Below are 20,253 nucleotides of genomic sequence, written 5' to 3'. Positions count from 1 at the left end.
GATCAAAAACCCTGGTGAATCACTCCCGGCTAGCTACGCTTAAACAGGTAACCGATATCGGGAGGGGTTATGCTGACTCATTCTGAAGCCAAACGGTGGGCATCGATAATGCTGAAATCGGCATTATGCGATGGTATGAATACTGACGAGATTTCCCGACAGGTACACCTGGTCTGCGATCATCACGGGCGAGAGTGTCTTGAGGAGTTAATTGAGGAAATCTTAATTGAAGCAGGACGAATAGGGCCTAAGCACAGCAATGGCGAAATTCACCATCACTGAGCTTCAATATTCTGCTTATCGTATCATCCATCATGATGTCTCTTGCTGGATCCGGGAGCTTGCGCTCCCGGACAGCCCGTCTTAGTAAACCTCTTTCACTTTGAAAAGCGACACCGAGTGTGACAGCAAGTTTGCCTGTTCGTTGACCCCGACGCGGTGGTGGCCACTTCTTCCACTAACGCGGCGTTTTGCTGCGTGACGTGATCCATCTGGGTGATTGCGATGCGGATTTGCTCCACCCCACGGCTTTGCTCTTCCGACGCCAGCGCGATGTTTTCCATCATCACATTGACCTTACTGACGGCTCCGCTGATATCCAGCATGGTCTGGCTGGTTTTATTGGCCAGTTCAGCCCCTTCTTCAATATACAGGCGCGATTCGTTGATGAGCGTGGTGATCTCTTTTGCAGAGTCCGTACAGCGGCGGGCAAGGTTTCTGACTTCGCCTGCGACCACGGCAAAACCGCGCCCGGACTGGCCTGCACGCGCCGCTTCTACCGCGGCGTTCAGGGCCAGAATGTTGGTCTGGAAGGCAATGCTGTCGATAACGCTGATGATCTCAACCATCTTTTGAGCGCTCTGACTGATGGCGTCCATTTTTTTCATCATGCCCCGCATCTGCTCTTCGCCTTCGTTGGCAATTCCGGCGGCGTTTTGCACCATCTGTGCCGCCTCAAGGGCATTATCGGTATTCATTTTCACCGTGGAGGTGATCTGTTCCATGCTCGCCGCGGTTTCGACTACGGCTGCGGCCTGCTCTTCGGTACGACGAGAAAGATCGTTGTTGCCGGATGAAATCTCCTGCGTGCCAATATTGATGGACTCAACGCCCTGACGGATAGAGACCACCGTCGAGTTCAGTTCAGCCTGCATGGTTTGTAAGGAGGCGAACAGCAAGCCAATTTCATTATTGTTAGCGACGTGAATATCTCCGGTCAGATCGCCTTTACCGATAAATTCAAAATGCTCAGCCACTTCCTGCAGCGGCAGGATTAACATTTTCCGCATCCAGGCATTGATAACAAAGAACAACACGGCGGCAAGAATCAGCAAGGCGATCATCACGTACAGGGCAAATTGATAAGAACTGTTGCTGTAACTAATGACGCCATCCAGATTACGCTGCGTGGTATCAATATAAGAGTGATATTCATCATCCCAGGCCTGACGCACCTGCAGGGTCGTGTCGAGATATTTCGCGAGCGCCAGTTTCAGTTCCTGCGGATCATTAATATTAATCAGCAGGCCGGAGTTGTGAGCAATGACGGCTATTTGCTGGTCGTAACGGTCTTTCATCCTTGCACCCACTTCCGGATGAATGGTGGAAAGCCCCGGGATTTGCACAAACAGCTGGAATTGCTCAGCAGCGGTCTGCATCTCTTTGCGGATACTGGCCTGAATCGCCGGCTCATCAATATCGTCGCCGTGGGTTTTCGCTTGCGAGGCCGAGTCAATAATCACCCGCGCGCGCAATATGGCATTACGCACGTTGTTGAGCGCTTTTTGTTCTCCGGCGTTATAACTTAATGTCTGAATATCATTATTGCTGCGGTGGAGGAAATAGAGTCCCAACCCGCTGGAAAGAATGAGCATAAGCGTAAAAGTCGTCAGAACGATCAACAGCCCGACTCTGATTTTAATATTTTTCACAGTAAACCCCTTTATAACCTGTAACGAAATACCATCAATGTTGGAAGGGTTATCGGCAGGGGTAAAAGGGGCTTGATTGAGAGAAACATCAAAATCAGTCCAAAACCAAAATATGATGTTTACTGTTTTTTCTGAGGGGAAACGCGATATTTAAACTTGATGATCCGAATGCGTATCCCAGGTGAGCGGGGCAACGGCGCAAAAAAAAGCCCACTAAAAAGTGGGCAAGAAATACTGGAAGCAATGTGAGCAATGTCGTACTGAATACCTGAGTGATTTGCTCAACTATTCAGTGTTGAGAAAGATAATCTTTCTCAACTGAAGTTGCAACCCCATCTTTTGTGTGGTGCGTGATTTTTTTAAGTGCTGATAAAATGTGCAAACAGGCAGCGTGATCCCTATCACAAATATCATTTTGGTGATCCTGTGCTATCCTTTTCTGTGTCGTTGATTTAATGACAAAAAACCATACAGAGAGGAAAGCTATGGGAATTTTATCCTGGATTATCTTTGGGCTTATTGCGGGGATTCTGGCGAAGTGGATCATGCCGGGCAAAGATGGCGGTGGGTTCTTCGTGACAGTAATACTGGGGGTCGTGGGCGCCGTGGTCGGCGGCTGGATCAGCACCCTGTTCGGTTTTGGTAAAGTCGATGGCTTCAATATCGGCAGCTTTGCTGTTGCGGTAGTGGGTGCGCTGGTGGTTCTGTTTATCTACAGAAAAATCAAAAGCTAACAGCGTTCACCATCAAAAAAGGCTGCCAAAGGGCAGCCTTTTTAGTTTTCCGGGTTCACCACCAGCCAAGCTGGGTACCCGCCACCGCCACGACCGCGACGATCAACATAATGATGGTTGTCTTACGCATTTATGCCCCCGGCGCGGCGTAACCGCCGACAAAAAACCACGTTAAAAATACCACTGCCGTTATAAAAATAACGACCGGGAAAACAATTCCGATCCTCATCACATCACCTCTAAGGTTTCCTTGCCCGCAGAGTGTACGGGGTTACTCATCCGGGAGAAAGCGTGTTTTGCTTTTGCCTTTTTTATCCAGGTACATCGCCGTATCCGCCGCGCGCAACGCGCTGTCTGCATCGGTACTGGCAGGATCCACTGCCACCACGCCCAGGCTCGCGCCAGGGTAGACCAGGTGTACGTTTCCAAGCCAGTACTCTCCGGCAATCGACGCGCCAAGCTGCGTGCGCAGAATATTGATTTGCGCGTTATCGACCGCTTTTTCACCCTTACTCAGGCAGGCCACTAAAAACTCATCGCCGCCGAGCCGCCCGACGATGTCGTCTTCGGTTTGGCCGTCGATCAATCGTTTACCGACTTCAACCAAAAACTGATCGCCCGTTTCATGGCCGTAGCGATCGTTGATGAGCTTAAAATCATCAAGATCGATGTAGGCAATGATGGCATTGCGCTTGAGGTGGCGCGCCAGCGAGAACAGGGTATTAAGATTATCAAAAATCGCCCGGCGGTTGGGTAAACCGGTTAACGCATCCGTATAAGAATGCGCGATCAGCGCCGCGTTCGCCTCGCGCAGCTGGATTACCAGCGACTCTTTTTGAATGTACTGCGCAATCAGCCCGGCAAAAAGCTGCAGGACCTGCTCGGCCCGGTCGCTTAAGGTCTGTTTTTGCGTGCTGGCCGCACAAAGGGTGCCGTACAGCGAACCATCTGCCAGATGAATAGGAATACTCACGTAGGTCGTGATGCCCAGCGCTTTGGCGGCGTCGCAGTCGGCCCAGCGTTCCGCGACCTCATTACTGAAAAAAGAGTTGCTATCGATGGCGCGCTTACACAGCGTATCGCCCCAGGGCACGCTCAGCCCTTCTGGGATCTGCATCTGCTTACTGTTGCGGGCGTAAAGAATATGCTGCAAACGCGCATTGATATCGACTTTCGTCAGATAGGTCGACTCCATCTCGGTGACAATCTCCAGCATTTCCAGGAGCTGTCGAACTAGGCTTTCAAGGGATTGTTCTGTTGCAAGGGTTTCTGAAACACGGGCAAGAATAATATCCGACATGACGTGGGTAAACTCCCATGCAGAAGACGCCAGTATCTGCATGTTGTGCTGAATTTTTCGGCTGGGGCATAGTAAAACACGAATACAGGAAATTTTATATATTGTCGCGGTACGCATGGCAGGGCAGGCGAAAAAAAGCCCCGCACAGGCGTGCGGGGCAAAGACATCTTGATTACGGAATGATGTTCTCTGGTCATTGAGAACGCAGCCACTATAGGGTGAAAAAGTGCAGGTTTAATGGAGAAATCATGGAGAAAACGGCGAAGTCCCGGTACGCTTTAGACTTTGCAAACAGAAAGGACAACCCCATGCGATACCTGCTGCTGGCGATGGCTCTGCCATTGGCCGCCTGTTCGACCCCACCTGACGCGCCGAAACCTCCGCAAATCGGTATGGCTAATCCTGCTGCCGTGTACTGTGTGAAGAAGGGCGGAGAGCGCGTTCCGGTACAAAGTCCGCAGGGCGTGCGCACCGAGTGCAAACTGCCGGGCGGCGAAGTGATTGATGAGTGGGAGTTGTTCCGCCGCGATCACCCAACGCCTGCTGCGTGACAGGGCAGGAGCGACTGCGATACACTTCTCTTTAAGAATTATCTCAGTCCTTGTGGCTGATAACAGAGACCGCGAGAGAAGTATGTTTCAGTTAAAACCGGGCAGCCTGTGCATGGTCATCGGCGCCCGCACTGCCGCCGGGCGGCGCAATATCGGCAAATCCGTGGAGCTTTTTGCGCTCTGCAAGCCAGGCCTGCGTTTCCTGAACCCCGTTAACGGCGTGATGACCGAGCTGCCTGCCAGCGCCGATCGCGCCCTGTGGCTGGTGACCGGCGATGTTTATGCCGTAGATAATCAGCATGGTTTTGCCTTTGTGCGCCCGGAACATCTGCTGCCGCTGACGCCTGATGATGCGTCACACATCCTCGACGAATTAACCTTCAGCTAACTGGCGCAGCCAGTCGGCCAGGACCAGAGCGTGGTTCTGCCGGGTGTTCTTCGCGCCGTAGAGCAGCGTCAGAGTCTGGTTTTTCCCAAGGGCAGCCACGCGTTGCCCTTCGTCCTGATGCTGCGCCAGCTCCTGCAGATAGGCCTCGCGAAAAGCGGCGAAATCAATGGTTTCGCTGTGAAAGGCTTTGCGTAATTCGCCGGAGGGCGTCAGGGCTTTGCACCATTCATCAAAAGCCAGCGCCTCTTTCTTGATGCCGCGCGGCCAGAGCCGGTCGACCAGAATGCGATAGCCGTCGTTTTCGGCTGGTGCGTCATACACCCGTTTACACTGAATCATTGTCTCTCTCCTCAACCCAGGCGATCAGCTCAGCAAGCTGGTTATCGGAAAATACCTGAATACCGTGTTCACGTAACAACGCAGCGGCGACGCCCAACCCTGCGCGTTTTTGCCCGCGAAAGCTGCCGTCGTAAATCAGCTCGCTGCCGCAGGTAGGGCTGCCGTCGGTCAGCAGGGCGGCGCGGCAGTTCCCCTCCTGGGCTGCACGTAGCGCAAGCCAGGCGGCAAGCTGATAATGCGCAGTCACATCGCGACCGTCACTTTCCAGAATGCGCGCGCGGCCCGCCATCACCTCATTCCCGCCGCCTGCCACAATCTCTGCGGGTAAACGCGGGATCGACAATCCTGCTGCCAGCTCCGGGCAGTGCGTCACCAGTCGTTGTTCTTGCTGCCAGCGCCTGAGGGTGTCAGAAATAGCCGCTTTCTCGCTGCCGTTATAGCGAACCTTGTGGCCCATCAGACACGCGCTGACCAGAATTTTGGTTTTCATGAGGTTTCAGACTACCCGAAATAAGGGGGGATAATACGCTATCACTATACCACCTGAATTTTTGCCCCTCCAATTTAAGGTATTGTGAACCCTGCAAAAGATCGGTAGGCTGAGGTTCCTTATGTTATCTGATAATTCTTTGGCATATGGAACCTCTCATGGAACTCTCCCCGGTAAAAGACACACTTCGCATTGCACTTGTTGGTGACTACAACCCTGATGTCATTGCTCACCAGGCCATTCCGTTATCCATCGATGATGCGGCGGCCGTGCTGGATTTAACGGCGGATTACGACTGGATCGCCACCACCGAGCTGACCAGCCCGGAAGATTTAGTGGGCTACGACGCGATCTGGCTGGTACCGGCAAGTCCGTATAAAAATGTCGACGGGGCGTTTATTGCTGCGCGTTTTGCGCGTGAAAACAGTATTCCGTTTCTAGGAACCTGCGGCGGGTTCCAGCATGCGCTTATTGAATATGCGCGAAACGTGCTGGGCTGGAGCGATGCGGCGCATGCGGAAACCGATACCAACGGCAGAATGGTGATTGCGCCTCTGACCTGCTCGCTGGTGGAGAAAACCGATACCATCGAACTTCGTGCTAATACGATTATCGCCAAAGCCTATGGCCGGGAAGAGATCGAGGAAGGGTATCACTGCAACTATGGCGTCTCACCGGCGTTCGCAAAAGAGCTGGAAAGCGGCGATATGCGCGTAACGGGCTGGGATGAGCAAGGCGAGATCCGCGCGGTAGAACTGGTGACGCATCCGTTCTTCGTCGCCACGCTGTTCCAGCACGAGCGCGGTGCGCTGGCGGGGCGTCCTGTACCGCTGGTACAGGCCATGCTGCACGCCGCTCGTAGCTAAACGGGCAGGCCATTCGGCCTGCCGTGAAACTCAGTGGGGCGTGATCTCGCGGTCGCGCCCGGCAAGCACCCCGCAGACCGCCATCACCACGCCAGCCAGCGCACAGGCGATAAGCGGGATTCGCCAGTCACCGGCGGTGTCGTGAATTTTCCCCATCAGCGGTGGACCACAGGCCGCCAGCAGATACCCGACCGACTGCGCCATTCCGGAAAGTGCCGCCGCCTGGTGCGCCGAGCTGGCACGCAGTCCGATAAAGGTCAGGCCAAGAATCATCGTCGCGCCGGAACCAAATCCATAGACAATCGTCCAGAGCACGGCCTGATCCGGCACAAACCAGAACCCCGCGAGACTCACCGCGCACATCAGCGCCGATAACCCGGCGATACCGCGCTGGTCTTTCAGTTTATGCAGCAGCAGCGGTACGGCAAGCCCCGGCGCTGCGGTCGCCAGCTGCAGCAAACCGTGCATTGATCCGGCCTCGGTTTCGCTGTAGCCGTGGCTGAGCAGAATTGCCGGCAGCCAGCCGATAATCACATAGTAAATCAGCGAGTTAATGCCAAGAAACAGCGTCACCTGCCAGGCCAGGGCCGAGCGCCAGATCCCACGGTTGTGCAGCGCCCGCGCATTGCTCAAGGAAGCGGTATGTTTTTGTCGCCACTGGGGTAGCCACAGAAGTGTGGCTAACAGCGGGAACACCATCAGCATCAGCAGCGCGCCGTGCCAGCCCGCGCCGCTCAGGGCCAGCGGTACGATCATCGCTGAACCCAGCGCTGCCGCCGCGCCCATGGTCAGGGAGTAGGCACCGGTAAGCTTTGCCACCTGGCCTGGAAAATCACGCTTAATCAGGCCGGGGAGCAGAACGTTACCCAAGGCAATTCCGCAGCCGATCACCCCGGTGCCGATAAACAGCAGCGCAGCGGAGGGCAGCGAACGAAGGCCAATGCCCGCGCAGATGAGCAGCATGGCGAAAAACAGGCTGCGCTCCATGCCGATCTTCCGCGCCACACCGGCGGCGAGAGGGGAAATCAGCGCAAAGGCCAGCAGCGGCAGAGTGGTTAATAAGCCAGTCTGGGCAGTCGTCAGGCCGTAGTCGTGACGAATCATGTCCAGTAAAGGGGCCGCACCGGTAAAGGTGACGCGCAAAGTGGTGGCAATCATCAAAATACCGGCAATCAACAGCAGGCGATCTTTGCCGGAAGAGGGAATAGCAGTAGTCATGGTTTTCTCTGACAACGTAACGAGGGCACACAATACCCGTTTTCCACCCTGTTTAAATCAAGCTAAAATGACACTTTATCGCTAATATCGGACAACTTTATGCAAGGTCTCGGACTTGACGGCTACGATCCCGACAGCCAGCACGATGCGGCCGTGGCGTTTCGCATCCGCGTGGTGGAAGACGAACAGCGCATCCCGCGCCACCAGCACCGTAAAGGTCAGCTGATCCTTGCCCTGCGCGGGGCCATCACCTGCGAAGTGGAAAACGCCATGTGGATGGTGCCCCCGCAGTACGCGGTGTGGATCCCAGGCCAAATCCCTCACAGCAACAAAGCCACGCCCGGCGCCCAGCTCTGTTTTCTGTTTATTGAGCCGGGCGCGGTGACGCTTCCGGATCGCTGCTGTACGCTAAAAATCTCCCCGCTGGTGCGCGAGCTGATCCTGACGCTGGCGAGCAAAACCCGCGAGCAGCTGTTGCTCCCGTCCACCTCCCGGCTGGTTGATGTGCTGTTTGATGAAGTCCCGCAGCAGCCGCAGGAGCAGCTCCAGCTGCCGGTTTCACCGCACCCTAAAATTCGCATGATGAGCGAAACCATGGCTGAGCAACCCGCCGAGTGGCAGACGCTGGCCCAGTGGGCGAGCCACTTTGCCATGAGCGAGCGCAATCTGGCGCGGCTGGTGGTGAAGGAGACGGGCCTGAGCTTTCGCCGCTGGCGTCATCAGCTGCAGTTAATCGTCGCGCTACAGCTGTTGATCGGCGGCAAATCGGTCCAGCAGGCGGCACAGTCACTGGGATATGACTCCACCACCGCGTTTATTACGATGTTCAAAAAAGGGTTGGGGCAGACCCCCGCGCGCTATATCGCCAGCCTGTCTACGACTTCCCAATAAACAGGGATACCAGCCCGGCGGCGATCAGCGGGCCGACCGGCACGCCGCGGAACAGCGCCACGCCGAGCACCGTTCCGACCAGCAGACCGGCGACGAGAGAGGGTTGCGAACTCATCAGCGTTACCCCGCGCCCGCCGAGCCAGGAGACGAACACCCCCACGGCGATAGCCACCAGCGATTTCCAGTTCACAAAGGAGTGTAAAAGTGTCGAGGCCGGGAGCGTACCGCTGGCGATGGGAGCCATCACACCGATGGTCAGAATGATGATCCCGATGGTCAGGCCCTGTTTTTCTATCCACGGGAAAAAGGTGTTGAGCGGCGTTACGCGTACGATAATTAACACCAGGATTGAAATGGCCACCGTGGTGTTGTGGCTGACGAAGCCCAGCGCAGCCAGCGCCAGCAGGATCAGCAGGGTAGGGTCAAACATGAGGGATATCCTTGCCAGAAAAAAGTAAGCCTGCTTACTTTACCCGCAAAGGCGAGCGTAAACAGGCTTTTATCGACAAATCCCCCATTTTTGGGCAGCTGCCCGAGGCTAGCTCACTAACACCTTCACCAGCGGGCTACCGTCGCGAATAAACACCGGAATCGTCTCCAGCGCCGCGTCGACCGTCACGCGTTCGCCGCCGCGATATCGCTCACCGTTTAAAGCGATCCAGTGATTTCCAGCGGGAAGCCAGACGTCACGCTGACGCTGCCCGGCGTGCATCACAGGTGCAACCAGCAGATCTTCGCCGAATAGATACTGATCTTCCGTCTCCCAGCTCTGTTTTTCCTGCGGATAGTGCCAGAACAGGGGGCGCATCAGCGGGTCGCCGTGCTGATGGGCATTCTCATACAGAGCATCAATGTACGGGCGCAGTTTTTCACGCACTGACAGCCAGTGCTGCATGATAGCGAAGTTCGCTTCGCCGTAGCTCCACAGCTCGTTTGGCGAGCCGCTGTTGCACTGAGGAATGCCGTCGCGATAGCGCTCTGGCGGCTGGATTTGCGGCTCACGATAACCGTGCATGCGCAGTACCGGACAGAAGACCGCCCACTGGAACCAGCGAATCAGCAGCTCGTGGAATGCCGGATCGTTGACGTTTCCGCCCTGGAATCCGCCGATGTCCGTGGTCCACCACGGAATACCCGCCAGCCCCATATTCAGCCCGGCGGCCAGCTGGTTGCGAAACGCGTGGAAGGATGAATGCACATCGCCGGACCATGCCAGCACGCCGTAGCGCTGGCTGCCCGCCCAGGAACACCGCACCAGATTGACGATATCGCGCTCGCCGTTAGCGGTTAAGCCGTCGTAGAAGCCCTGCGCAAAATCGCGTGGATAGCGGTTGCCCACCTCCAGCACCGGGCCGGCGTGATAGCGGTAATTATCAAAATCGTAGGCGCGGTACTCCGGCTCGGCTTCATCCAGCCAGAACAGTTTGATGCCCAGATCGTAGTAGTTTTTCTTAACGGTCTCCCAGACAAATTCACGCGCCTGCGGATGGGTCGCGTCGAAAAAGGTGGTGTTGCCCATAAAGTCGAGATTCACCTGCACGCCGCGCTCGCTGCTGACCAGCCAGCCTTTGGCTTTCATCTGCGGGAACAGTGGGCTGCGCGCTTCAACGGTCGGCCAGACGGAGACCATCAGCTCGATGCCCATCTCAGTGAGTTCGTCCACCATCGCTTTGGGATCGGGCCAGTCGACCGGGTCGAAACACCAGGTGCCCTGATTCAGCCAGTGGAAGAAATCAATCACCATCACAGCGAGCGGCAGGTTGCGACGGCGATATTCGCGCGCCACTTCCAGTACCTCCTGCTGGGTGCGGTAGCGCAATTTGCACTGCCACAGGCCGCTGATAAAGGCCGGGGCAGGCGGCGGAGTGCCGGTGGCGGTGACATACTGGCGGGTGATCTCCGCAATGCTGTCGCCTGCGGTGATCCAGTAGTCCATCTCCCCCGTCACGCGGGCGCGCCATTCGGTCTGGTTTTTGGCGAAGCTGACTTCTCCAATCGCCGGATTATTCCACAGCACGCCGTAGCCCAGATTCGACTGCATAAAAGGCACGCTGGCCTGAGAGTTGCGCTGGGCCAGTTCGAGGGTACAGCCTTTAAGATCCAGCCAGGGCTGCTGATACTGACCCATACCGTAAATCCGCTCCTCAGGGCGCGATTCAAAGCGCACGGTGAGCTGATACTTGCCGCCCGCCAGCGGTTTGAATTCGCGACCGTCGAGTTTCAGGGCGCTGACATATTTATCCTGGCTCTTTTCGCTGGCACCGATCCCCACCGTTGAGCGCTGACGCCACATCTCCTCCAGCAGCAGCTCGCCGCGCTGGTTATAAAATGCCAGCTGGCCTTTCAGATTCAGGGTGGCGGTGATGTTGCCGTTGCGCAGCGTCAGGCTTTCGTTCTCCGCGGTGATCTCCGCGGTGCAGGGGGCCGCTGGCAGGAGTGCCTGTAACGCTTCGCTGAAGTCCGGTGAGCAGGTGGCTCTCACGCGCAGGCTGTTTTTACCCCACGGTTCGATGCGCAGGATCTGCCGCTCAAAGCGCCACTCGATACTGTTGGTATGTTGAATGAGTTCACTCATGGTTAATGCGTCCTTTTACGAAAGACTGTGTTTGGCAAGGTTGATGGATTGCATGGTGCGGTCGTCTAGCTTGTACCAGCGCAGGGTGGCAAATGCGCACAGGGAGAGAATGCCCGGCACCACGGTAAAGAGGGCGATGATGCAGTACATGGCGGTGGAGGTTTGCTCCGGCGCGTTAGCCACATAGCCGCTGAAGCCCAGCGTCCAGCCGACAATGGCACCGCTGATGGCCATTCCCAGTTTGAGCACGGCGAGGAAGGTCGAGAAGATCACGCCGTCCATGCGTTTGCCCTGTTTCCATTCGCCGTAATCGGCGACGTCAGCCATCATCACCCACATTAAGGTGGTGGTGGCCTGATAAAGGGTGGAGATAATGAAGGTGAGGGGCACCAGTACGACGACCATTTTCGGCGCAAAGAACAGGGCGATACTCAGCACGCCCGCCAGCACCGCGCAGTAGCCAAACATCTGTACTTTGCTGTAGTTGCGCGTCAGGCGTTTTGCCAGCGCGCTGCCCGCCGCTTTACCGAGAATATGCGCGCCGAGCATCCACATAAAATAGCTGGCGCTGCCGAGATAATAGGTGACGAAATACATCATCGCCCCTAGACGAATAACCCCAAAACCAATATTGGTTAATACCAGAACGGCAACCACGCGCCACTGATCGTTGCGCAATAAATCGCGTAATTCAGCCAGATAATTATTGTGCGTCGCGGGGGCGTTAATACGCTCGCGGGTATTAGCAAAACAGATCCAGAACATAATGACCGCAATCGTCGCCATTATTGCCATCGCCCAGCGATAGCCGAGTAATTTATCGTCGCCGCCGAGAAATTCAGCCAGGGGCATCATAAAGAAGGTGGATAACGCACCGCCGAGGGTGGCGAGGAAAAAGCGATACGATTGCAGGGAAATACGCGCTTCGTTATCCGGGGTAATCACCGCGCCCATCGAGCAATAGGGGATATTAATGGCGGTATACATCAGCATCATCACCGTGTAGCTGATGGTGGCAAAAATCATTTTGCCGTGCAGATCCAGCGACTCCGGGACGGCATAAGTGAGCAGACAGCTGGCACCAAACGGCAGGGCCAGCCACAGCATCCACGGGCGGAATTTACCCCAGCGGGTGCGGGTGCGATCGGCAATATAGCCCATCGCCGGATCGATAATCGCATCTGCCGTTCTTGCCAGCAGAAACATGGTTCCCACAAAGGCGGCGGGCAGACCGACGACGTCCGTATAATAAAAGGTCAGAAAGATAATAACGTTATCCAGCCCTATATGGCTCGCCATATCACCTAACCCATAACTGATTTTCTCTTTACGGGAAATTGTATTGCTCATGTTATTCACCTTGCCAGTGTAAGGTTTATTTGAGGGTGTTCTTGTATGCAGTGTTAAGCAGGCAGGTGGGGTTAACAATTACGAGATTTGGCAATGGACTTATGGAAATCCTTTTTCGTGATACCGGTAACAATTTATTGTGATGCGGGTTGTATTTATCGCGAGGGGATTATTTTCACCAGAATCGTTTCAGCTTAATCGTATTCATCGGGCTGACCTGAATCTGTCATATCATTGTCATCTGTGGGGATTAAAAAGGGACAAACGCAGCAAAAGGGGAATCAACATGAACGATCACATGTTTGTTGAAACGCTGATTATCTCGTCGTCGTTTTTTACCATTGCGATAATACTGGTGGCCTCAGTGATGTTTCTGGAAAAACGCGGCTGACAGAACTGCCAGCCGGGATGCTCAGACGCGGCGAAACGCCACCAGCTCAGGCTGGGCGATACGCAGGTAGTCATGGGTATTCATAATAACCGACTTTTCCAGCAGACCGGCGTTAAAGGCAATCTCATCGTAACGCTCGAACAGCAGGGGATCGGCAACCAGCGTCAGGTCCGGATGAAAGCTGAACGGGGGAATTGCCCCGAAGACACAGGCGGTTAAAACGTCCACTTCTGCCGGGCTTGCAAGCGAAGCTTTGCTCCCGCCAAAATGACTGGCTAATTGACTCAAATCGGCCTGCTGATCCGCCGCCAGAATCGCCAGCACATGTTTTTTCACCCCGTTACCCTTAACTTTACACACCAGCGCTTTCGCCCCCTGGCCCAGCGCCGTGCCGCGAATCTCGCTCACCGCTTCGCATTTTCCTACCGCCGCATGTTCCACCACGCGATATTGCGCGCCCTGGTCAGATAACAGTGCGATCAGCTGCTGGTGGGTGGCGGTGCCTTTTATCTCGTCTGACATGATCGTTATTTCCCTCGGGTTGTTAAGTCGTGCGACTACATTAGCACAGTGTATTTTAAGAGCATTAATTTCACGAAACCGATAATGCCCACGCGTGGGGCTATTTTTACGTCTGCTTGATATTTACCAGGGAAATGACAGATACGGACATTTAACAGGCTATGCATGAGTGGGAGGGCGGATAGGACGCTTATCTCGGGAATAATGGTGTGCATTATGCCGAGGGGTAAAACCCTCGACTGTATTAATGTGAGTCAGTAAATAAAACAGCCAGCATTTGGGCGCTGGCTGTTTGTTTATGCGTTACTGGTACTTTGCGTGTGGAACAATTCGCGGAAGACCGGATAAATATCATCCTGATCGCGGATATGCTGCATGGCAAAGTTATCGAACATCGCCTGCAGGTGTTCATATTCCCGCCAGAGCGTTTGATGTGCGCGACGGGTAATTTCGATGTAGCTGTAATACCGTACCACCGGCAAAATTTTCTTCGCCAGAATTTCGTGACAGAGCGGGGAGTCATCCGCCCAGTTATCTCCATCGGACGCCTGCGCGGCATAAATATTCCACTGCGCCGGGTCGTAGCGCTCTTTCACCACTTCATCCATCAGCTTCAGGGCGCTGGAGACAATGGTCCCGCCGGTTTCCTGAGAGTAGAAGAACTCGTGCTCATCCACCTCTTTGGCCTGCGTGTGGTGGCGAATATAGACGACATCCACGTTCTTATAGGTTCTACTCAGGAACAGGTAGAGCAGAATATAAAAGCGCTTCGCCATATCTTTGGTGGCTTGATCCATCGAGCCGGAGACGTCCATCAGGCAGAACATTACCGCCTGGCTGGAAGGTTCCGGACGTTTCTCGTAGTTCTTGTAACGCAAGTCAAAGGTGTCAATAAACGGCACACGCTCGATTTTTGCCCGTAGTTCGGCAATCTCTTTGCGCAGCCGTTCTTCCTCCAGCAGTTGCGCAGGCTCGCTGTTTTCGACGGTCTTAAGGCTGACCTCCAGCTCGCGCAGTTCACGACGTTTACCCGCCGTCATCGCGGTGCGTCGGGCCAGCGAGTTTTGCAGGGAACGCACTACGCTAATATTCGCTGGAACGCCGTTGGCGGTATAACCGGCGCGGTGGGTTTTGTACTCGTTAAGCTGACGGTGCTGATTTTTTTTCAGGTTTGGCAGCGCCAAATCCTCGAACAGCAGATCGAGATACTCATCTTTGGAAATCTGGAAGACGAACTCATCCTGGCCTTCACCGTCCTGACTTGCTTGCCCCTGACCGCTTCCTGAACCACCGCCGCCGCCCTGCGGGCGTTCAATGCGATCGTTCTGCACAAAATGGTCGTTACCTGGGTGTACGCGATGGCGCAAGCCGCCCCGTCCCTGATGGAACATCGGTTCGCTAATATCATCCGTCGGGATAGAGACGGACTCGCCGCTATCCACATCGGTCACCGAACGTTTGTTGATGGCCTCGGAGATCGACTGTTTAATTTGCGCTTTATAACGGCGCAAGAAGCGCTGGCGGTTCACCGTGCTCTTGTTTTTGCCGTTAAGACGCCGGTCAATAAACCAGGTCATATGCCCCCGTACTGCATTGCCAACTTTCGCACTCCCTGTTTGCCGGATGCGCTGCGCTTATTCGGCTAACGGAATGTTGTCGTTGTCGGCCCGATGGCGAGAAGCCACCGGGCACTTTTGTTAAGACGATTTACGTACGCGCAAATACCATTCGCACAGCAGACGAACCTGCTTGCGGGTATAGCCTTTCTCCATCATGCGATCGACAAAATCGTCGTGCTTTTTCTGCTCGTCGGTTGAGGTTTTGGCATTAAACGAAATGACCGGCAACAGCTCTTCGGTATTCGAGAACATTTTCTTCTCAATAACCGTGCGCAGTTTTTCGTAGCTGGTCCAGTTCGGGTTACGTCCGCTGTTATGCGCTCTGGCGCGCAGCACGAAGTTCACGATCTCGTTACGGAAGTCTTTCGGATTACTGATCCCGGCCGGCTTCTCAATTTTTTCCAGTTCCGCGTTCAGGGATTCACGGTCAAACAGCTGGCCGGTATCCGGGTCGCGGTATTCCTGATCCTGGATCCAGAAGTCCGCATAGGTGACATAACGGTCGAAAATGTTCTGCCCGTATTCGGAATAGGATTCCAGGTAGGCGGTCTGGATCTCTTTGCCGATAAACTCGGCGTATTTCGGAATCAGATAGCCTTTGAGGAACTCAAGATACCGTTCCGCCAGATCCTGCGGGAACTGCTCGCGCTCAATCTGCTGCTCCAGAACGTAGAACAGATGTACCGGGTTGGCCGCCACTTCGGCGTGGTCGAAGTTGAACACGCGGGAGAGGATTTTAAACGCGAAACGCGTGGACAAGCCGTTCATCCCTTCGTCGACACCGGCGTAATCGCGATATTCCTGATAGGACTTCGCTTTCGGATCGGTATCTTTCAGGCTTTCGCCATCGTAGACGCGCATCTTCGAATAGATGCTGGAGTTTTCTGGCTCTTTCAGACGCGAGAGAATCGAGAAGCGCGACAGCGTTTCCAGGGTTCCCGGCGCGCAAGGGGCATGCACCAGCTCACTGTTGTTAAGCAGTTTCTCGTAAATTTTGATCTCTTCGGAGATCCGCAGGCAATAAGGCACTTTGACGATGTACACACGGTCAAGGAACGCCTCGTTGTTTTTGTTATTACGGAAGGTGACCCACTCTGATTCGTTCGAGTGCGCCAGAATGATCCCGTTGAACGGCAGGGCGGAAATACCTTCCGTCCCGTTGTAGTTCCCTTCCTGGGTGGCGGTCAGCAGCGGATGCAGCACCTTGATGGGCGCTTTAAACATCTCGACGAACTCCATCACACCCTGGTTGGCACGGCACAGCGCGCCGGAATAGCCATAGGCATCCGGATCGTTTTGCGCGTGGTGTTCCAGTTTACGGATATCGACTTTACCGACCAGCGCGGAGATATCCTGATTGTTCTCATCGCCCGGCTCGGTCTTGGCAATCGCAATCTGCTGCAGAATGGATGGCCAGACTTTTACCACGCGGAATTTGGTGATGTCGCCGCCAAACTCATGCAGGCGCTTCGCCGCCCACGGCGACATGATCGTGCCGAGATAGCGGTTCGGGATGCCAAACTCTTTGTCCAGAATTTGGGCATCTTCCTGCGGATTGAACAGGCACAGCGGATGATCGTTAACCGGGCTGCGTTCTCCGTTGGCGCTAAGAACATAGATCGGCACGCGCTGCATCAGTGATTTCAGGCGCTCTGCCAGGGACGATTTACCGCCACCGACCGGGCCTAATAAGTAAAGGATCTGTTTCTTCTCTTCCAGACCCTGAGCCGCGTGTTTCAGGTACGAAACAATCTGCTCGATGGCGTCTTCCATGCCATAAAATTCTTCAAAAGCGGGGTATCGTGCAACCACACGATTCGAAAAGAGACGGGAGAGCCGTGGTTCGAGGGCAGTGTCGACCATGTTTGGCTCACCGATAGCCATCAATAGCCGTTCTGCCGCATTGGCATAGGCACTGCGATCTTGCTTACAGACAGCAAGAAACTCCTGCAGTGTGAACTCTTCGTCCTTGGCAGCTTCATAGCGCTGGCGATAGTGATCGAATATATTCATGGCATGCCGTCCTTTCGTTTTTTAGCACAGGAAAAGAGCCGTTCGTATGAATAGTGGAGGCTCCTGGAAGCGTCTTCACCCCCGCACCTCAGTACCAGAGCAGCAACCCGTGTGCCAGGTCTTGCGCTCTCAACCGCCGGGCGTACAGCAATTCATCTTCCTAAAATTAAGCGTAGATGGCATTTGCAAAACTTGCATGCCTCCAGAATCTAATTTCAATGACATATCAATAACTCATCCAAAAAATCTGCGGCGAGATTCAGGATAAAACGTCGACTTTCACTGCCTCGTCACATAAATGAAAGCCTCGCGTCATCTTAAATGATGAAAATAATCGGTTAATTAAACTCATTAGCGGGCAAAAAATTTTGGGATGTGTGGGCAGGGCGGTTACACTTCACTCGCTGATTATTTGACTACAGGAAAGAATGGATTGTGACCAAACTCAAACTTCTGGCATTGGGCGTACTTGTCGCCACGTCCGTTAGCACCGCTCACGCGGCCGATCAGTGGTCCGTTGGCGCAGGCGTCGGCGTTATCAACAGCCCGTATAAACAGTACGATCGCGACGTTTATCCGGTGCCAGTGATCACTTATGAAGGCGATAATTTCTGGTTCCGCGGCCTGGGTGGCGGTTACTACCTGTGGAATGACAACACAGATAAGCTCTCCATCATGGCGTACTACAACCCGATGCACTTCAAGCCGGGTGACAGTGACAGCCATGCGCTGCGTCAGCTCGATAAACGCAGAAGCACCGTAATGGCGGGGCTTTCCTATGTTCACAATACCCAGTATGGCTTCCTGCGCACTGCGCTTGCGGGCGATACGCTGGACAACAGCAACGGGTTTATCTGGGATCTGGCCTGGTTGTACCGCTACACCAACGGCGGCATCACGCTGACGCCGGGTATCGGTGTGGAGTACAGCAGCGAAAACTACAACGACTACTATTATGGGGTGTCCCATAAAGAGTCTAAACGTAGTGGCCTGAACAGCTATGACGCGGATGACGGCTGGAACCCGTACCTGGAACTGACCGCAAGCTACAAGTTTGCCAGCGACTGGAACCTGTACGCCTCTACCCGTTACACCCGTCTTAGCGATGAAGTGAAAGACAGCCCGATGGTTGATAAGTCCTGGGCCGGTCTGTTCTCTGCGGGCGTGACCTACAGCTTCTGATTGTGCACTTTTACGGTGCATTCTGTGCATGACAACGGGGCGCTTGCGCCCCGTTTGCTTTATGGTGGTGCGGAGAAAAACAGGAGAGAAAAATGTCAGATAAAACCGTGACTTTTGCTGACCGTTTTACCTTGCCGGCGATGGGGCAGGGAACCTGGTATATGGGTGAAAACGCCGGTCAGCGGCAAAACGAAGTGGCTGCACTGCGAGCGGGCATCGATATGGGGCTGACGCTCATCGACACCGCCGAAATGTATGCAGATGGCCGAGCCGAGGAGGTGGTGGGCGAGGCGATCAAAGGCCAGCGCGATCGCGTCTTTCTGGTCTCCAAGATTTATCCGTGGAATGCGGGCGGGAAAAAGGGGATAGCGTCCTGCGAGGCCAGCCTTCGTCGTCTCGGCACCGACTACATCGACCTTTACCTACTGCACTGGCGCGGAAACTACGGTCTGGATGAGACCGTTGAGCTGATGCAGACATTGCAACAGCAGGGCAAAATTGGCCGCTGGGGTGTGTCTAATTTCGACCATGACGATATGCAGGAGCTGTGGGGCGTCGAGGGCGGTGCGGAGTGTGCCACCAATCAGGTGCTTTATCATCTGGCCTCGCGTGGCATTGAATACGCTCTGCTTCCCTGGTGTCAGCAGCAGTCGATGCCGGTGATGGCCTATTGCCCGCTGGCGCAAGCCGGACGGTTACGCTCTGGCCTGCTCAATCATCCCGCCGTGAATGACATCGCGCAACATCATCACGCCAGCGCCGCACAGGTGCTTCTTGCGTGGGTAATTAGCCATCAGGGTGTTATCGCCATTCCAAAAGCGGCGTCGATTGAACATGTGAAAGAGAATGCAGGCGCGTTGGCGTTAACGCTTTCGGCTGAAGAACTTGCGCGGCTGGATGCGGCGTTTCCGGCGCCGGGACGTAAAACAGCACTGGAGGTGGTGTAACGAAATTTCCCCTCTCTGGGCAGAGAGGGGATACGGGATTAGCGTTTAACGATTTTGATGGTCTGACCCAGGCGGGATGGTTTATCCGCGCTGGTTTTCTGCGGTGCGGTGACGCACGCGGTTTCGACGCAGACAAAGGTTTTATACCCGTCGTCCGGTACATCAGCCATGCTCACAGAGAGCGCCGGGCCTGGGTTCCAGCCCACCACATTGCTGTGATGGTGGTGAACCACTTCAATACCACGGTTGAGCGCCGCATCGTGGATCACGCTGCAGGCTTCCGGGTTCAGATAGACGCGGTCGGTACGATCCGGGAAGGTCTGCACGCCGTCGCTCAGTTTACCTTCTTTCGCGTTATCCACTTTATCGATAAAGCGATCGCCAAAGCCGCTCACTTTTACATCCGCAATGTCACCGACGTTGAAATAGGTGTGCAGGGCAGAGGTGGTTTCAAACTCACCGTGCGCTTCCAGCTCAATTTCACAGGTTTGACCCAGTTTGAAGCGGGCATACAGCGTGAAGTCATGCGGCCACAGCGCGCGGGTTTCGTCATTGCTTTGCAGTTCGAAGGTCAGCACGGCGCCGTTATCATCTTCGTTGTGCGCTTTCAGCGTCCACTGTTGGTTACGGGCAAAACCGTGCGCTGGCAGGCCCGCTTCAGCGGCAGGGCCAAACCACGGCCAGCAGATAGGAACGCCACCGCGAATCGCCGCCCCTTTTTTGAAAGAGGTCGCTGCGCTCAGCCACAGGCCTTCTTCTTCGCCTTCTGGTTTCCAGGAGAGCAGGTGGGCGCCATTGAGGGCCACAGAGGCTTTCACGCGCGGGTGATCGACGACAATAATATCCGCGCCATCAATCTGGCGGCGGGAGAGTACAGGGGTAAGTTGATCGACTACTGGAAGTGCAAAAATTTTGTGAATCATTACGCAATCCTCTGTCTTTAAGC

22 protein-coding genes are annotated in these 20,253 nt (G+C 54.8%); 8 read left to right on the top strand and 14 right to left on the bottom strand.

The features are described from left to right. Positions 1 to 377 precede the first annotated feature (377 nt). Positions 378 to 1,931: a methyl-accepting chemotaxis protein gene (locus DAI21_RS18165; RefSeq protein WP_107703855.1), complete on the bottom strand. Its 1,554-nt coding sequence runs from the start codon at positions 1,929 to 1,931 to the stop codon at positions 378 to 380. A 485-nt stretch (positions 1,932 to 2,416) separates the two neighbouring features. Here DAI21_RS18165 and DAI21_RS18160 point away from each other — a divergent pair, with 485 nt between their 5' ends. Then, positions 2,417 to 2,665: a GlsB/YeaQ/YmgE family stress response membrane protein gene (locus tag DAI21_RS18160; protein WP_100780542.1), complete on the top strand. Its 249-nt coding sequence runs from the start codon at positions 2,417 to 2,419 to the stop codon at positions 2,663 to 2,665. 55 nt (positions 2,666 to 2,720) lie between these two features. Here DAI21_RS18160 and yoaJ read toward each other — a convergent pair whose 3' ends face one another. The 3 genes from yoaJ to DAI21_RS18145 are packed head-to-tail and all read right to left on the bottom strand — an operon-like array spanning position 2,721 to position 3,965. Next, entirely contained in the window at positions 2,721 to 2,795 is a 75-nt protein-coding gene (gene yoaJ / locus DAI21_RS23525) for a protein YoaJ (protein WP_107704291.1), read from the bottom strand. After that, positions 2,796 to 2,894, bottom strand: a complete 99-nt coding sequence (locus DAI21_RS18150) for a YoaK family small membrane protein (RefSeq protein WP_041689378.1) — start codon at positions 2,892 to 2,894, stop codon at positions 2,796 to 2,798. It lies immediately after the preceding gene. 42 nt (positions 2,895 to 2,936) lie between these two features. Continuing rightward, positions 2,937 to 3,965, bottom strand: a complete 1,029-nt coding sequence (locus tag DAI21_RS18145; protein WP_100780898.1) for a sensor domain-containing diguanylate cyclase — start codon at positions 3,963 to 3,965, stop codon at positions 2,937 to 2,939. Between the two features lie 308 nt (positions 3,966 to 4,273). Here DAI21_RS18145 and DAI21_RS18140 point away from each other — a divergent pair, with 308 nt between their 5' ends. Together DAI21_RS18140 and DAI21_RS18135 are read left to right on the top strand one after the other, a co-directional pair. Beyond that, positions 4,274 to 4,516: a DUF333 domain-containing protein gene (locus DAI21_RS18140; RefSeq protein WP_100780541.1), complete on the top strand. Its 243-nt coding sequence runs from the start codon at positions 4,274 to 4,276 to the stop codon at positions 4,514 to 4,516. 82 nt (positions 4,517 to 4,598) lie between these two features. After that, positions 4,599 to 4,904 (top strand): hypothetical protein, encoded by a 306-nt coding sequence (locus DAI21_RS18135; protein ID WP_100780540.1) that lies wholly within the window; start codon positions 4,599 to 4,601, stop codon positions 4,902 to 4,904. Here DAI21_RS18135 and DAI21_RS18130 read toward each other — a convergent pair. Together DAI21_RS18130 and DAI21_RS18125 are read right to left on the bottom strand one after the other, a co-directional pair. Then, positions 4,890 to 5,243, bottom strand: a complete 354-nt coding sequence (locus DAI21_RS18130; RefSeq protein ID WP_107703854.1) for a DUF488 domain-containing protein — start codon at positions 5,241 to 5,243, stop codon at positions 4,890 to 4,892. The genes DAI21_RS18135 and DAI21_RS18130 overlap by 15 nt on opposite strands. Further along, positions 5,230 to 5,733: a DUF523 domain-containing protein gene (locus DAI21_RS18125; protein ID WP_107703853.1), complete on the bottom strand. Its 504-nt coding sequence runs from the start codon at positions 5,731 to 5,733 to the stop codon at positions 5,230 to 5,232. Before DAI21_RS18125 ends, DAI21_RS18130 begins: the two co-directional genes overlap by 14 nt. 158 nt (positions 5,734 to 5,891) lie before the next feature. Between DAI21_RS18125 and DAI21_RS18120 the strand changes: the two genes are divergently transcribed. After that, complete coding sequence (locus DAI21_RS18120) at positions 5,892 to 6,599, top strand: CTP synthase (protein WP_107703852.1); 708 nt, start codon at positions 5,892 to 5,894, stop codon at positions 6,597 to 6,599. 30 nt (positions 6,600 to 6,629) lie between these two features. Here DAI21_RS18120 and DAI21_RS18115 read toward each other — a convergent pair whose 3' ends face one another. After that, positions 6,630 to 7,817 (bottom strand): CynX/NimT family MFS transporter, encoded by a 1,188-nt coding sequence (locus tag DAI21_RS18115; RefSeq protein WP_100780536.1) that lies wholly within the window; start codon positions 7,815 to 7,817, stop codon positions 6,630 to 6,632. Positions 7,818 to 7,916: 99 nt separating this feature from the next. On the opposite strand from DAI21_RS18115, the gene DAI21_RS18110 reads away from it, so the two are divergent. After that, positions 7,917 to 8,708 carry a helix-turn-helix transcriptional regulator gene (locus tag DAI21_RS18110; protein WP_102103475.1) on the top strand — a complete coding sequence of 264 codons (792 nt, stop codon included), beginning with the start codon at positions 7,917 to 7,919 and terminating at the stop codon, positions 8,706 to 8,708. Here the strand turns inward: DAI21_RS18110 and DAI21_RS18105 are convergent. From DAI21_RS18105 to DAI21_RS18095, 3 genes are all read right to left on the bottom strand, one after another. Continuing rightward, positions 8,692 to 9,138 carry a DUF441 domain-containing protein gene (locus DAI21_RS18105; protein WP_003857881.1) on the bottom strand — a complete coding sequence of 149 codons (447 nt, stop codon included), beginning with the start codon at positions 9,136 to 9,138 and terminating at the stop codon, positions 8,692 to 8,694. The two genes, DAI21_RS18110 and DAI21_RS18105, sit on opposite strands and share 17 nt — an antisense overlap. Before the next feature lie 108 nt (positions 9,139 to 9,246). After that, the gene (locus DAI21_RS18100) at positions 9,247 to 11,283 is read right to left on the bottom strand and encodes a TIM-barrel domain-containing protein (RefSeq protein ID WP_107703851.1); all 2,037 of its coding nucleotides are present in this window, start codon (positions 11,281 to 11,283) and stop codon (positions 9,247 to 9,249) included. A gap of 15 nt (positions 11,284 to 11,298) precedes the next feature. Then, complete coding sequence (locus DAI21_RS18095) at positions 11,299 to 12,633, bottom strand: glycoside-pentoside-hexuronide (GPH):cation symporter (protein WP_107703850.1); 1,335 nt, start codon at positions 12,631 to 12,633, stop codon at positions 11,299 to 11,301. A gap of 286 nt (positions 12,634 to 12,919) precedes the next feature. Between DAI21_RS18095 and yoaI the strand changes: the two genes are divergently transcribed. Further along, a complete protein-coding gene (yoaI, locus tag DAI21_RS23345; protein WP_228483420.1) occupies positions 12,920 to 13,024 on the top strand; it encodes a small membrane protein YoaI in 105 nt (34 codons plus the stop codon). A gap of 21 nt (positions 13,025 to 13,045) precedes the next feature. On the opposite strand, the gene DAI21_RS18090 is transcribed toward yoaI, so the two are convergent. From DAI21_RS18090 to yeaG, 3 genes are all read right to left on the bottom strand, one after another. Then, positions 13,046 to 13,546, bottom strand: coding sequence for a YbaK/prolyl-tRNA synthetase associated domain-containing protein (locus DAI21_RS18090; RefSeq protein ID WP_107703849.1), 501 nt, complete (start codon positions 13,544 to 13,546; stop codon positions 13,046 to 13,048). A gap of 296 nt (positions 13,547 to 13,842) precedes the next feature. Then, entirely contained in the window at positions 13,843 to 15,123 is a 1,281-nt protein-coding gene (locus DAI21_RS18085; RefSeq protein ID WP_102103479.1) for a YeaH/YhbH family protein, read from the bottom strand. A gap of 120 nt (positions 15,124 to 15,243) precedes the next feature. Further along, positions 15,244 to 17,178 carry a protein kinase YeaG gene (yeaG, locus tag DAI21_RS18080; RefSeq protein WP_100780530.1) on the bottom strand — a complete coding sequence of 645 codons (1,935 nt, stop codon included), beginning with the start codon at positions 17,176 to 17,178 and terminating at the stop codon, positions 15,244 to 15,246. A 435-nt stretch (positions 17,179 to 17,613) separates the two neighbouring features. On the opposite strand from yeaG, the gene DAI21_RS18075 reads away from it, so the two are divergent. Both DAI21_RS18075 and DAI21_RS18070 read left to right on the top strand, forming a co-directional pair. Further along, positions 17,614 to 18,360: a MipA/OmpV family protein gene (locus DAI21_RS18075; RefSeq protein ID WP_107703848.1), complete on the top strand. Its 747-nt coding sequence runs from the start codon at positions 17,614 to 17,616 to the stop codon at positions 18,358 to 18,360. A gap of 92 nt (positions 18,361 to 18,452) precedes the next feature. Further along, complete coding sequence (locus tag DAI21_RS18070) at positions 18,453 to 19,307, top strand: aldo/keto reductase (protein ID WP_107703847.1); 855 nt, start codon at positions 18,453 to 18,455, stop codon at positions 19,305 to 19,307. 38 nt (positions 19,308 to 19,345) lie between these two features. Here the strand turns inward: DAI21_RS18070 and DAI21_RS18065 are convergent, their stop codons facing one another. Beyond that, positions 19,346 to 20,230: a D-hexose-6-phosphate mutarotase gene (locus DAI21_RS18065; protein WP_107703846.1), complete on the bottom strand. Its 885-nt coding sequence runs from the start codon at positions 20,228 to 20,230 to the stop codon at positions 19,346 to 19,348. Positions 20,231 to 20,253: the final 23 nt, after the last annotated feature.

Origin of the sequence: Lelliottia sp. WB101 (assembly GCF_003051885.1) — a bacterium.
GTDB lineage: Bacteria > Pseudomonadota > Gammaproteobacteria > Enterobacterales > Enterobacteriaceae > Enterobacter > Enterobacter nimipressuralis.
This window is presented reverse-complemented; position numbering and strand designations above follow the sequence as displayed.

Bases quoted from the DNA above. Each gene is read 5' to 3' on its own strand.
- DAI21_RS18065 (WP_107703846.1), bottom strand. From the start codon at position 20,230: ATGATTCACAAAATTTTTGCACTTCCAGTAGTCGATCAACTTACCCCT.
- DAI21_RS18125 (WP_107703853.1), bottom strand. From the start codon at position 5,733: ATGAAAACCAAAATTCTGGTCAGCGCGTGTCTGATGGGCCACAAGGTT.
- DAI21_RS18110 (WP_102103475.1), top strand. From the start codon at position 7,917: ATGCAAGGTCTCGGACTTGACGGCTACGATCCCGACAGCCAGCACGAT.
- DAI21_RS18095 (WP_107703850.1), bottom strand. From the start codon at position 12,633: ATGAGCAATACAATTTCCCGTAAAGAGAAAATCAGTTATGGGTTAGGT.
- DAI21_RS18070 (WP_107703847.1), top strand. From the start codon at position 18,453: ATGTCAGATAAAACCGTGACTTTTGCTGACCGTTTTACCTTGCCGGCG.
- DAI21_RS18135 (WP_100780540.1), top strand. From the start codon at position 4,599: ATGTTTCAGTTAAAACCGGGCAGCCTGTGCATGGTCATCGGCGCCCGC.
- DAI21_RS18150 (WP_041689378.1), bottom strand. From the start codon at position 2,894: ATGAGGATCGGAATTGTTTTCCCGGTCGTTATTTTTATAACGGCAGTG.
- DAI21_RS18140 (WP_100780541.1), top strand. From the start codon at position 4,274: ATGCGATACCTGCTGCTGGCGATGGCTCTGCCATTGGCCGCCTGTTCG.
- DAI21_RS18085 (WP_102103479.1), bottom strand. From the start codon at position 15,123: ATGACCTGGTTTATTGACCGGCGTCTTAACGGCAAAAACAAGAGCACG.
- yeaG (WP_100780530.1), bottom strand. From the start codon at position 17,178: ATGAATATATTCGATCACTATCGCCAGCGCTATGAAGCTGCCAAGGAC.
- yoaI (WP_228483420.1), top strand. From the start codon at position 12,920: ATGAACGATCACATGTTTGTTGAAACGCTGATTATCTCGTCGTCGTTT.
- DAI21_RS18090 (WP_107703849.1), bottom strand. From the start codon at position 13,546: ATGTCAGACGAGATAAAAGGCACCGCCACCCACCAGCAGCTGATCGCA.
- DAI21_RS18120 (WP_107703852.1), top strand. From the start codon at position 5,892: ATGGAACTCTCCCCGGTAAAAGACACACTTCGCATTGCACTTGTTGGT.
- DAI21_RS18130 (WP_107703854.1), bottom strand. From the start codon at position 5,243: ATGATTCAGTGTAAACGGGTGTATGACGCACCAGCCGAAAACGACGGC.
- DAI21_RS18115 (WP_100780536.1), bottom strand. From the start codon at position 7,817: ATGACTACTGCTATTCCCTCTTCCGGCAAAGATCGCCTGCTGTTGATT.
- DAI21_RS18105 (WP_003857881.1), bottom strand. From the start codon at position 9,138: ATGTTTGACCCTACCCTGCTGATCCTGCTGGCGCTGGCTGCGCTGGGC.
- DAI21_RS18145 (WP_100780898.1), bottom strand. From the start codon at position 3,965: ATGTCGGATATTATTCTTGCCCGTGTTTCAGAAACCCTTGCAACAGAA.
- DAI21_RS18100 (WP_107703851.1), bottom strand. From the start codon at position 11,283: ATGAGTGAACTCATTCAACATACCAACAGTATCGAGTGGCGCTTTGAG.
- DAI21_RS18160 (WP_100780542.1), top strand. From the start codon at position 2,417: ATGGGAATTTTATCCTGGATTATCTTTGGGCTTATTGCGGGGATTCTG.